At 31.3% G+C, this 13,028-nt stretch carries 9 protein-coding genes and 1 pseudogene; 9 read left to right on the forward strand and 1 reads right to left on the reverse strand.

What is annotated here, in order from left to right; all coding sequences use genetic code 11:
- Positions 1 to 118: 118 nt before the first annotated feature.
- Positions 119 to 1,528, reverse strand: a complete 1,410-nt coding sequence (locus tag J3477_RS22030; protein WP_206872373.1) for a glycoside hydrolase family 5 protein — start codon at positions 1,526 to 1,528, stop codon at positions 119 to 121.
- Between the two features lie 582 nt (positions 1,529 to 2,110).
- On the opposite strand from J3477_RS22030, the gene J3477_RS22035 reads away from it, so the two are divergent.
- The 9 genes and pseudogenes from J3477_RS22035 to J3477_RS22075 all read left to right on the forward strand — a co-directional run.
- Positions 2,111 to 3,604: a sugar ABC transporter ATP-binding protein gene (locus tag J3477_RS22035; RefSeq protein WP_206872374.1), complete on the forward strand. Its 1,494-nt coding sequence runs from the start codon at positions 2,111 to 2,113 to the stop codon at positions 3,602 to 3,604.
- Position 3,605: 1 nt separating this feature from the next.
- The gene (locus J3477_RS22040; protein WP_206872375.1) at positions 3,606 to 4,613 is read left to right on the forward strand and encodes an ABC transporter permease; all 1,008 of its coding nucleotides are present in this window, start codon (positions 3,606 to 3,608) and stop codon (positions 4,611 to 4,613) included.
- Positions 4,614 to 4,682: 69 nt separating this feature from the next.
- Positions 4,683 to 5,708 (forward strand): sugar ABC transporter substrate-binding protein, encoded by a 1,026-nt coding sequence (locus tag J3477_RS22045; RefSeq protein WP_206872376.1) that lies wholly within the window; start codon positions 4,683 to 4,685, stop codon positions 5,706 to 5,708.
- Positions 5,709 to 5,773: 65 nt separating this feature from the next.
- Positions 5,774 to 7,360 carry a glycoside hydrolase family 43 protein gene (locus J3477_RS22050; RefSeq protein ID WP_206872378.1) on the forward strand — a complete coding sequence of 529 codons (1,587 nt, stop codon included), beginning with the start codon at positions 5,774 to 5,776 and terminating at the stop codon, positions 7,358 to 7,360.
- A gap of 179 nt (positions 7,361 to 7,539) precedes the next feature.
- A complete protein-coding gene (locus tag J3477_RS22055) occupies positions 7,540 to 8,814 on the forward strand; it encodes an extracellular solute-binding protein (RefSeq protein WP_206872379.1) in 1,275 nt (424 codons plus the stop codon).
- Between the two features lie 4 nt (positions 8,815 to 8,818).
- Complete coding sequence (locus tag J3477_RS22060; RefSeq protein WP_206872381.1) at positions 8,819 to 10,615, forward strand: sensor histidine kinase; 1,797 nt, start codon at positions 8,819 to 8,821, stop codon at positions 10,613 to 10,615.
- A gap of 3 nt (positions 10,616 to 10,618) precedes the next feature.
- On the forward strand, positions 10,619 to 11,482 hold the full coding sequence (locus J3477_RS22065) for a response regulator transcription factor (protein WP_206872383.1): 864 nt from the start codon (positions 10,619 to 10,621) through the stop codon (positions 11,480 to 11,482).
- Positions 11,483 to 11,622: 140 nt separating this feature from the next.
- On the forward strand, positions 11,623 to 12,681 hold the full coding sequence (locus J3477_RS22070; RefSeq protein ID WP_206872384.1) for an aldose epimerase family protein: 1,059 nt from the start codon (positions 11,623 to 11,625) through the stop codon (positions 12,679 to 12,681).
- 264 nt (positions 12,682 to 12,945) lie between these two features.
- A pseudogene (locus J3477_RS22075) lies at positions 12,946 to 13,028 on the forward strand (IS200/IS605 family transposase); the annotation flags it as partial.

The raw sequence follows: 13,028 nt of genomic DNA on the forward strand, positions 1-13,028 counted from the left end.
TAATAAAGAAATATATCTAGCCTAGTTAAATATAAAGGTGAGAGCAACTTCAGTTGTAAAGTTGCTCTCATTTTTTCATTATATAGGAAATTAGAAAATTTTAATGACAGCTAATAAACTACTTATTACTATAATATTGTCCTAGAGAGATGCCATTTGCTCCAAGAGGTATCTGATGGTCTAATCCTATGAATTTTCCTCCAGATTGCCAAAGTGCAGGTTTTAATAATGCATACTTAGCTTCATCCCAGGTCTTCCAATCATTTCCGAGAAGTCCTCCTGTATCACCTGAATTTGGATTTATACACCAGAAGGTTTGATTTATATGCTTACTTACTATATAATCTCTCAATAAAGTCATCCATTTTTGATTTTTTCCGCCGTCCATGTAGCCACCCCATTCACCGATTAAAAGTGGCGCGATTCCTTTATCATTTATATATGCCCAGCTGTTATACCAATAATCATCTAACAGAGTTTGTGTTGTAAAGTCTTTATCAAACCAAGTTTGATTGTAAACTGAAGGGCCATAGTCATGAGGCGAATATACAACCTGACTGTTTAGAGAACCTAAGTTTATTGGATAATCTTTTACTCCTCTTAGATTTCCTCCCCACCAAGCACCATACCAAGGTGACTGATCTCCTGTAGCTCCCCATATATCAGGAGTGTCATAAGTATATCCTTTTTCGGTTTTTGGGTACTGTTCAACACCTTCAATCATTACTAGTAACTTTGGATTTTTTGCAAGAACTGCCTTTGAACACTTTTCAGCTGCATATTTCCAATTGTTTTCATCGGTAGAATTATCCCATTTTGCTATATTTGTAGGAGCAGTAGCTGTATAACCCCTCTGTCCATGAGGTTCGTTTTTAAGATCAAATGCTAGGATTGTATCATCATTTTTGTATTTGTCAGCTAGCCATGCCAAAGTGTTTATCCATTTGTCAGTGGTTAGAACTCCAGCAGTTGTTGTATTTACGCCATACCATAATGGATAATTATGTCCTGAATTATTGGAATCTGGACTGTGTACGTCAATCATCACTTTTATGCCTAACTGTTTACAGTAGCTCATTATGATATCAAAGATCTCCATACTGTTTTTAACACCATTAGTAGTTGGATCATAAAAGTCAGGATTACAAACATAATAAGGTGGATTATTTGCAGCTGTAACGCTTGATACTTTATTAGGTTTTCCAACCATCCAGCTATATAGAAGTTCAGAAGAAATAGGAACTCTTAAAAAACCAATACCTCTATCTGCAATGTTTGTTAAAATACCTTTAACGTCATACCATGCACCATGGAATACGTTTTCGGTGCAGTTAAAACCAAACCAGTTTGCGCCAGTTAGCCAAACTTCCTTTCCATTCATATCATAAATCTTATTACCTACACAATGCAACCAATCGTCATTGTTTGTATCAATGGCTTTTACTTTTTGGACGTTGCTAAAGGAGCAGGTTGTGATTACAGTTGAAACAATAATAAGTGACGAAATTAGCTTTTTTAACCTTTTCATTTTAAATCCCCCTAAATTAATTAAAATAACTTCAATAATTAAACGCTTAGACAAACATAAACTTTTTAATATTTGTTTTTGATGTAAACACCTCCTTTGTAATTGTTTTTTTAATAAAAATAGAAAAGCCTTAATGAAAATTTTGTGTGAATATTTCTGTAAAAAGTTGTAGATCTTATTTTGGATTTATTGCAGTATGTAAATTAAGTTTATAAGCACATTTCAGATAGAGTATAAGTTAATGATAAGTATATATATAGAAACTATATGCCTATATATTATCATTAATGGTATAAATTTACAATTAGATATTGTAAAAAGTTACAAAATTTTTTGAAGCTGTCACTAAGAAATTGTAAGTATGTATACAAACAGAGGATTTTTAGATTTTTTTATATTTCACCACATATAAGCTAATTAAGAATGAACACTTATAAACTTAAAGTTATTTTTACTTTTTAAACTTTATTTAAAAAGTAAAAATTTCAAAGGTAGAAGTAAAGTAATTATATATTATTAATTTTTTGAATGTTTTAAAATAAACACATGAAAACGTTTTGTGGGAGGCTGAGGTGGTAAGTGGTGAGTAAAATGTTTTTGAAAATGGAGAATATACATAAGAAATTTCCAGGTGTTTATGCATTAAAAGGAGTAAATCTGGAGATAAGTAAAGGGGAAGTACATGGGCTACTCGGAGAAAACGGAGCAGGAAAATCTACATTAATGAAAATACTTGGCGGTGTACAAGCTCAAGATGAAGGAAAAATTTGTGTTGAAGAGGTTGATTGTGGGTTTATAACTCCAAGCAAAGCAGCTGAGTTAGGTATTGGATTTGTTCATCAAGAATTAAACTTATGTGAATCCTTAACTGTTGCGGAGAATGTATTCATGGGAAGACTTCCATATAAGAATAAAGCTTTAGGAATAGTGGATTATCCAAAATTATATTCAGATACTAAGTCAATATTAAAAAGACTTGGAATTGAAGTTAAAGCTACAGATTTAATTTCTGATTTAGAGACAGCAAAGAAACAAATGGTTGAAATTGCAAAAGCAATAAGTCTTAATGCAAAGCTTATAATCTTTGATGAACCAACAACTTCACTTTCAAATAAGGATGTTTCAAGCTTATTTGAGGTAATAAAACATTTAAAATCTCAAGGAGTGGCTGTTATTTATATATCCCATAGATTGAAGGAGATATTTGAAATATGTGATAGAGCTACAGTACTTAGGGATGGAACCTTTATAGGAAACTGTGAGGTTAAAGACATAAGTCAAGATGAACTTATAAGTATGATGGTTGGAAGAGAGTTAAAGAATTTGTTTCCAAAAGAGATTTTCGAACCAGGAGAAGTAGTTCTTGAAGCTGAAGGAATTACCGACACTACTGGCAGGATTAGAGACATAAGTGTAAAGGCTAGGAAAGGTGAAATTTTAGGCTTTGCGGGCTTAGTAGGTTCAGGTAGAACCGAACTTATGAGACTAGTGTTCGGTGCAGATAAAATAAGTAATGGTAGCGTTAAGATAAATGGCAAAATAGTTAAGATTAAGTCGCCAGAGGATGCCATAAATAATGGCATATGCTTGCTAACAGAAGATAGAAAAAAGCAAGGTTTATCCTTGGTAATGAGTGTAAATGATAACATCAATATTACTAACTTAAAGAGTTTTATGCTAAACCATAAAGCCTTGAAGGAAACCAGTGAAAGATTTAGAGAGGCTTTGCTTATAAAAGCTGCTAATCTTGATGCAATGGCTGGAACGCTCTCAGGTGGAAATCAACAAAAAATAGTTCTTGCTAAGTGGTTAAATACCAATTCGGAAGTATTCATTTTTGATGAACCAACTAAGGGAATAGATGTTGGAGCAAAGGCTGAAATATATCATATCATGAATGATTTAGTGAGAAGAGGTAAGGTTGTAATCATGATCTCCTCAGAACTTCCAGAGCTTATAGGTATGTCTGACAGAATATATGTTATGTGTGAAGGAAGAATAACAGGAGAGTTGAATAGACAAGAAGCTAGCCAAGAAAAGATAATGGCCTTAGCTACAGTTGGAGGTGCTAATTAAAATGAATCAAAAAATAAGTTCTAATACAAAGGTAGTTGCGAAAAAAACAGTTAGTTTTAATATAAGAGATTTATTTTTGAAATATTCAATTTATCTAGTTCTTGTGGTACTAATCATAGTTTTTTCAGGTATAAGTCCTAAGTTTTTAAGTACTGCAAACATTGGTAATTTTTTAAGACAGATTCCAACCGTAGGTATTATAACTGTTGCTATAACAATGGTGTTAATTACAGGAGGGGTTGATCTTTCTATAGGGGCAATCGCTGCTTTTGCAGGAACAGCAGCTGCTTATATGGCTGTTCATGGATTTAACCCAATAATAGTAATTGCAGCATGCTTATTAATCGGTGCACTATGGGGAATGTTCAACGGTGTTCTTATCACAAAGTTTAAGCTAGAGCCGTTTATATTAACTATGGGTACAAGCTATTTGATAAGAGGTTTAATATTATTCTTTACAAATGGAATCTACATCAAAGGTGTTCCAGATTGGTTTTATAGTCTTGCAAATACAACTGTTGGCTCAAGAATCGTCCATTCAAATACTGTGATATTTGTAATATTAGCAATAATAATGTCCTTCGTAATGAAAAACACAAGGTTTGGACGTTATAGTTATGCAGTTGGTTCCAATAAAGAATCAGCAAGATTATCTGGAATTAACGTGAACAAGCACTTTGTTAAGGTGTATGTAATTGAAGGAATATTTGCTGCTCTTGCAGGCTTGCTTTTAATGTCAAACTTAAATGTTGGTGCACCAAGTGAAGCTAACGGTATAGATTTATTCGCTATGGCTGCTGCAATTATTGGAGGCGCACAATTTGGAGGCGGTATCGGTACTATAGGTGGAGCTATGGTTGGTATTCTTACAATACAAGTGTTCCAAAATGGACTTGCTATATTAGGGGTTAATACCTTTATACAACAAGCTGTTACAGGTGGAATTATAGTCGTGGCTGTAATTATAGATTTTTATAGAAAGAGAAGTACTTTCAAAACAAAGCTATAAGTTAATTAAATAATATTGTTATCTAAAATTTTAAGATAAATAAAGGATTATTCAAGGGGGATTTAAGAGATGAGAAAAAGAATTATTGCTGTTGTGGCAGCGCTACTGGTAACAGGAAGTATTTTTACAGGTTGTGGACAAAACGATAGTAAAGGCACAGCTTCATCAGGAAAGAGTAAAACTCTTTATTTTGTTCCTATAGTTGATACAGGAGCTTATTGGTCACCAATGAAGAAGGCTGCTCAAGATGAAGCAAAAGCATTAGGCTATGAACTAGTATTTAAAACATCACCTTCTAACGAGCCTCAAAAGAATGAGAAGCATTTAGGTTTTGTAGATGAAGGTATACAAAACAATGCAGCAGGTATTGCTGTATCACCAATGGATCCAGATATGTTTGATAAGAAAATTAAAGAGGTTAAGGACGCAAACATTCCAGTTGTAACCTTTGATGCTGATGTTAAGACAAAGGATAATAGAACTGCTTATGTTGGAACTGACAATAAACTAGCTGGTGAGGAACTGGGAAAGCAAGCTGGTGAGTACTTAAAGTCAAAAGGAATTAAGAGTGGTAAGATCGCCCTAGCGGCAGTAAACTTAACTCAAACTACTATGACCTATAGGCAAGATGGAATAAAGGCTGGATTTGAAAAAGCTATGGGAGATGATGCTAAAAGCTTCACATGGCTAGAACCAATACAAGATAATGACCAAGCAGCTGAATCTAAGAAACAGTTAGAAGGACAAATCACTGCAAATCAAGATATGGTAGCAGTTTTTTCACTAGGTTCAGAAGGTCCTGATACTGGTGTTATGGAAGCTTTAAAGTCTCAAAATAAAGCGGGAAAAATATATCATTTTGGATTTGACTACACACCAACTTGGGAAAATGGTATAGCAGCTGGTTTAATAACTGGAATAGTTGATCAGGATTCTTATGCTATCGGAAAGACTGTAATAGATGTGTTAGATAAAAAAATAAAAGGTGAAAAAGTAGATAATAACTATCCAGTACCAGTTAAGTGGGTATCAGCTGATAAGATAGTTGAATATGGAAAAGAAAAGCAAAAGCAATTTACTACCGAAACTAAATAGTTACTTAAGAATAATTTTAAGTTTTAGGGGTGTTAAAATTAAATATATTTAAGGAGATTTTTTAAATGGATAGAATTCAAAATCCAATATTAAGAGGTTTTAATCCAGATCCGTCTATTCTAAGATGTGGAGAAGATTATTATATAGCAACATCAACGTTTGAATGGTTTCCGGGAGTTCAAATACATCATTCAAAGGACTTAAAGAATTGGCAGTTAATTAAAAGACCTTTAGATAGATTGAGTCAATTAAATATGGTAGGTAACCCTGATTCAGGTGGAATCTGGGCTCCTTGCTTAACACATTCTGATAATATGTTTTGGCTCATATATACCGATGTTAAGCACCTATCAGGAATTTGGAAGGATTGTGTTAATTACTTAGTAACTTGTGATAGTATAACAGGAGACTGGAGTGAGCCGATTTATCTAAATGGGGTTGGTTTTGATGCATCTTTATATCATAATGATGATGGGAAAAAGTATTTATTAAATATGGTTTGGGATCATAGAGAAGGAAATCATCAATTTTACGGGATAGCAATTCAAGAATATAGTCATGAAGAAAAGAAGCTTGTAGGAGAGTCAAAGCTGATTTTTAAAGGTACAGAAATAAAGCTAACTGAAGGACCTCATATTTATAAATTAAACGGCTATTATTATTTAATGGTAGCTGAAGGTGGTACAAAATATGAACATGCTGTAACTGTAGCAAGATCAAGAAATATCATGGGGCCATATGAGCTTCATCCAGAAAATCCAATATTAACTTCTTGGAACAGTCCAAGAAATCCATTGCAAAAAGCTGGACACGCATCCTTAGTTCATACTCATACTGATGAATGGTATCTAGCTCATTTGGTTGGTAGACCTCTAACTGAAAGAGGTTGTTGTCCTTTGGGAAGAGAGACCTCTCTTCAAAAAATAGAATGGAGAGACGGATGGCCATATGTGTTAGATGGAAGAGAGCCTTCTTTATATATAGAAGCTCCTAAAATGGAAGAAATAAAATGGGAACGTAATTATACTCTAAGAGATGAATTTGATGAAGAAGAGTTAAATATAAATTTCCAAACCTTAAGAGTTCCTTTAGATGAGACTACAATGACTTTAAAAGAAAGAAAAGGATTCTTAAGACTTCGTGGAAAACAGTCCTTAACTTCTAAGTTTCTTCAAGCACATGTTGCAAGAAGATGGCAAAGCTTTAACTTTGATGCTATAACAGGTGTCCAATTCAACCCTACAAGCTTCCAACAGATGGCTGGGCTAGTATGTTACTATAATACTGAAAATTGGGTCTACGTAAATGTCACTCATGACGAAGAATTAGGAAGAATAATAGGCATAATTGAATGCGATAATTATAAGTTCTCGCAGCCACTTAGAAGTAAACCCATAGTAGTACCAGATGAAATCGAAACCGTTCATTTTAAGGTTGAAGTAAGAAGAGAACAGTATAAATTCTTATTTTCTTTTGATGAAAAAATATGGATTGAACTTCCTTTTAGCTTTGATTCAAACAAGCTTTCAGATGATTACATTAGAGGAGAAGGCTTCTTTACAGGTGCATTTGTAGGAATGTGTTGTCAAGATGCAACAGGACAAAATTTAGCAGCAGATTTCGATTACTTTACTTATAAAGAAATTTACTAATTTTAGAATGGCAAGGAATTTTTACTTTAAAATCCTTGCCTTAACTTATATTACTTTAAACTTAACTAAAATTGTTAATAAAATTTATATTTGTAATTAAGAGTAAACAGTTACAAGATATTATGGTATCATTAAAATGAGAAAAAGATAAAATATTATATTGTCATAGAGGTGATGATATGAAAAAATTGTTTTCAATTTTTATAATAACCATGCTTGTTATAAGTCTTCAAGGGTGCAATGATAAAAAAGTAAACGATTTAAATGGTGATTCGAAAATAACTTTGAAGATGTGGCATATATGGGCACAAAAATCTCAAGACAATAATTCAATTATTATAGAAGATGTAATAAAAGAATGGAATAAAAATCATCCGAAAATTCAAATTGAAGTTGAAAGTGTTGAAAGTGAAAAATATAAAACAAAGTTAAAGACAGCATCCGCAACAAATGAGTTACCAGATATATTTTATTCTTGGGGAGGAGGTTTTTCTGAACCTTTAATAGAATCAGGAAGAGTATTACCTCTCAATAATTATTTAGAAAATGGTGTACTAAATGAACTTAACGATAATATGCTTGGAAATGTGACCTATAAAGATAAGATATATGGACTACCATTAACTTTTTCTGTGGGTACTTTTTATGTTAATACAGAATTGTTTAATACAGCTGACATAAAAATTCCAGATAATTATGATGAATTTTTAGCGGCTGTAAAAGCTTTTAGAAAAAAAGGAATGACTCCTTTATTAGTAGGAGAACAAGATAGATGGACAGGTATGCTTTATTATGACATTTTAGCACTTAGAGAAAGCGGATTAGAAGAAAGTAAGAAAGCTCTTTCTGGTTATGATGATAGTGATGTATTTTTAAAAGCAGCAAAAAGATTAGAAGAGCTAGTAGACTTAGATGCTTTTGATGAAGAAAGCTTAAAATATATGAGAGATGAATCAGAAATGCTTTTTAAAAAAGGTAAAATTCCTATGTACTATACTGGAAATTGGCTTGCTGGTGAGATTCAGGCTGAGAATTCTTTAATTAAAGATAAAGTTATGATTAAGACCTTTCCATTAATAAACAGTGGAAAAGGGTCAAATCAAGAGTTTCTTGGCGGTGCAGCTGACTACTTGATGGTTAGTAATAATTGTAAGAACAGAAAAGAAGCAGTGGAAGCTATAGAATACGTATGTAAAAATATATCTAAAAAATATTATGAGTTTGGGTCAGGACTTCCTGCATGGAAAGACAATTATGATGAAACAAAGATAAATAAACTTTCAAAGGAATTGAAAAAACTCACTGAAAACGGAAAATACCTACTGTATTGGGATATATATTTAGGAGAAGAAAAAGGGGATAAGCATAAGGAATTAGTTTATAAATTATTTCAACATAAGATAAGTCCAGAAGAATTTGCTAAAGATATGAAAAAGTTGGAGGAGTATCACTGAACAAATGAATAATAAAATCAATAAATTTAGGTCAAGCTTTGTGTTTAGTAGTTTAAAGGATAAATACTTAAACTTGAAAATAAGTTCGAAAATAGCTATATATTTTTCAGTAATTTTTACTATAGCAACAATTGTTCTTAATTTTACTTATGATAGTGTAAATAAGACTTATATGACAGAAAAAATTAAACAAAGCTCCTTTGAAGCTTTAGAAAGTGCTGAATCAAGCACAAATATAATAATTGATAATGTATCAAATGCATCAAAGATGATAGTTTCTAGTGATGACATTCAAAGTAATTTAAAAAATGCTAATTTACAAATGGATTTGGAGATACAAAATAATATAAATAAGTATCTGACCCAATTTACAAACTTCAATCCTAATATAGCTTCTATATATATATTAGATAACTATAATAATAAATATTATTCTGAAAATAACACTTACAAAAGCTTCAGTGTTGATGAAATCAAGAATATGAAGTGGTATAAGGATGTTTTAGATAAAAATGGTGGTTATATACTGAAATTAAATGGAGGCGGATTATTTCATAATAAAGAGCAGGATTACGAATCTTATGTTTCTTTTATAAGAATAATAAATGATCTAAATACTCAAGAAAAAATTGGAGTATTAATAATAAACATAAATGAAAACGCCTTTTATGATTCAATTGTAAAAGTAAGCAATAAATCTGGCACTAAGTTAATAATAGAAGATGAAAGTAATAATATAATCACTAAACCTGATATTGACTCAGAAATATTTAAGGAAGCAGAAAAAGAAAAATCTTATGCCGAAAATAAAGGATTTATTATAAAGAAAATAGATAAAAAGGATTATATAATTTCTAGCATTAAAATGAAAAATAATGATTGGAATTTAATTAGTGTCAGTGAATACAGCCAGTTAGGAGAGCAGTCAAAATATATTAGATACTTCATTTTGATTTTTATTTGCGTAAACATTGTATTAATTATCTTAGGTGCATTCGGTATATCTAGAATGATAACGAAACCTCTTACAAAACTTCATCAATCTATGAGAGCTGTAAAAGCTGGAGAATTTAAAGCAGTTGATATAAAAACCTATAATGATGAAGTTGGAGAAGTGAAAAATGTTTATAATATTATGGTTTTTCATATAAAATTTCTTTTAAACAAAATAAGAGAAGATGAGAAGTTTAAGAGAAAAGCAGAGCTTGATGTGTTGATGTCTCAAATAAAGCCCCACTTTCTTTATAATACTTTTGATACCATAAGTTCGTTGGCTTTATCAGGAGAGAATAAAGGTGTATATGAGGTCATAAAGGCATTAGGTGCTTTTTATAGAACAAGCTTAAGCAACGGAAGAGATGTAATAACTATTGAGGAAGAAATAAAGACTATAAAAAGTTATTTAGTTATTCAAAATGTAAGATATAAGAATAAATTTGAAGTTCAATATAATTTGGAACAAAATTGCAATAACTTTAGGATAATAAAGCTTGTGTTACAACCCTTAGTGGAAAATGCAATATATCATGGACTTAGAAATAAAGCTGACAAAGGCCTTATAAAAATATCTACTTATGAAGAAGTCGGCAAGGTTATTTTAGAGGTAGAAGATAACGGCATTGGTATAGATGAAGAAAAACTTAAAAATATTAATGAAAATAACACAACTGGTATCGGTGTAAGGGCTACAAAGGAAAGATTGAGGGTTTTTTACGGAGAGGAATGCAAGTTCATTGTTACAAGTAAAAAAGATATAGGGACTAAAATAGTTATAGAGATTCCTAAAAAGGATGTGAGCTAGTCTATGGATAATACAATAAAAATGATTACAGTAGATGATGAGTATTTGATTAGGAATTTAATCAAGAACTGTATATCATGGAGCGATCTTGGTGTTGACATAATTGGAGAGGCTTCAAACTCAGAAGAAGCTATAAAATTAATTGAGAGTAATAAGCCAAATATTATTTTAACAGATATATGTATGCCTTCAGCCGATGGATTAGATATGAGCAAATACGTTTTAGAAAAGTATCCAGATATAAAAATAGTTGTAATTACCGGATACGATGAATTTGAGTATGCTAAAAGGGCTATAAAGGTTGGCGTAAGTGATTTTATTCTTAAACCGATCGATGATGATGAATTAAAAAATACAATAGTAAGATTAAAAGAAAATATAATTAAGGAAAAGCTTAAAGAAAAAGACTATAAGCAAATAAAAGATAGAATCGATATTTTTGGATCTATTATTGATTTGAAGCAAAATTATGAAAGTGAAGATAAAAGCTTAAATATAGATGAGATAAAAAAGTTTATATTAAAAAATATATCAAACCCTGAGTTGTCACTAAAGCTTTTATCAGAGCTTTTCTATGTTAATTCAAGTTACCTTAGTAGAATATTTAAGTTAAAAACTGGCATGAATTTTTCAGAGTATGTTATTGGGGTAAAGATGAAAATTGCTATTGATATGATTAATAATTCAGATGCAAAGTCTTGTGAAATAGCTAAAAAGATAGGAATAAGTGACGTTAATTATTTTAGTGTTTGCTTTAAAAAATATACTGGACATTCTATGAAGGAATATAAGAAACTTAAAGAGCAAGTTAAGTCTTTAGGAAAAGATAGTTCTAAGTTTTTTCAAACAGAAAGTTTATTTAGTTAAAAAATTTAGATAAACAACAAATATTAGTAGAATTTTATAATGAAATATTTATAAAATTATGAGAATATATAATTATGAGTAAGGTTAGTTAACTCAAAATATGTTTTTACTTTAAAACTATATAAGAAGGAGAATGAGATATGGGTGTAGATGTAAGAGAATATGGTAAAACAAAAGAAGGGCAAGCAGTATATCGCTATACTTTAAAAAATTCAAAAGGTATGACTGCAGAAATTATAAATTATGGTGCCATACTAACATCACTTTTTGTAGCTGACAAGGAAGGAAACTTTGAGGATGTTGTGCTTGGTTATGATTCTCTAGAAGGATATTTTGAAAACCCAGCATTCTTAGGATCAACTATAGGAAGATATGCAAATAGAATTAAAAATGCTACTTTTGTATTAGATGGTGTTGAATATGCCTTAACTAAAAGTGAAGGAGAAAATCAATTACATGGGGGGATAACTGGTTTTCATAAAGTACTTTGGGAGGTAGTGGGTGTAAACGATTCAAATAATCCAAGCATAGAGCTAACATACTTAAGTAAAGATGGTGAAGAAGGATATCCTGGAAACCTTAAAGTGAAGGTTAAATATACCGTTACAGAAAATAATGATCTAAAAATAGATTATGATGCTGTATCAGATAAGGATACAGTAATTAATTTAACTAACCACTCGTATTTTAACTTGGCAGGACATGCCTCTGGATCAGTTTTAAATCATAAGGTTATGATTAATGCTGATAGATTCACTGTTATAGACAGCAATTCAATTCCAACAGGTGAACTTAGAGAGGTAAAAGGAACACCGATGGACCTTACTAAACCAGCTAAATTGAGTGAAGGTATTAATGGAGATTATCAACAATTAATTGTTGCAAAAGGTTATGATCATAACTGGTGTCTAAATGCCAATGGCAATCTCTTAGAAAAATCAGCAGAGGTCACTGAGGATAAAACAGGACGTGTTATGGAAGTATATACTACAATGCCTGGAGTGCAGCTTTATTCTGGAAATTACTTAGATGGTTCTATAATTGGAAAGGATAAAGCTGTCTACAACAAGAGAAATGCGCTATGCCTTGAAACACAATTTTATCCAAACTCTATGAATGTTCCAAGCTTTCCTTCGCCAGTGGTTAGAGCAGGACAAGACTATAAACATACTACTATTTATAAATTTTTTGCAAAATAGTATATATGTAAGTGAATGAAATTAAATGGTTAATCATACGATGCTTTAATGAGCATATGAAAAGAATTAATATGATTAGAAAGTAATAAGCTCAAAAAGTCGCTAAAGATTTCTTTAGCGACATTTTTTTGTATTAATGAATACCACATGTTATACATGTGGTTCTAAAAAGCTTATAGCTATGAGTAGAAAAAAATAATACCTCCGGAGTAAAATAATAGTAGGTTTGCCGACCACTAACATTTTGAAGGAGGTATATCCAAAGTGGATAATAATAGTTTAGCACATAGCAAATGGAACTGTAAATATCACATAGTTTTTGCGCCAAAGTATAGAAGACAAATAAT

This window comes from Clostridium zeae (assembly GCF_017312485.1).
Taxonomy (GTDB): Bacteria; Bacillota; Clostridia; order Clostridiales; family Clostridiaceae; genus Clostridium_AR; species Clostridium_AR zeae.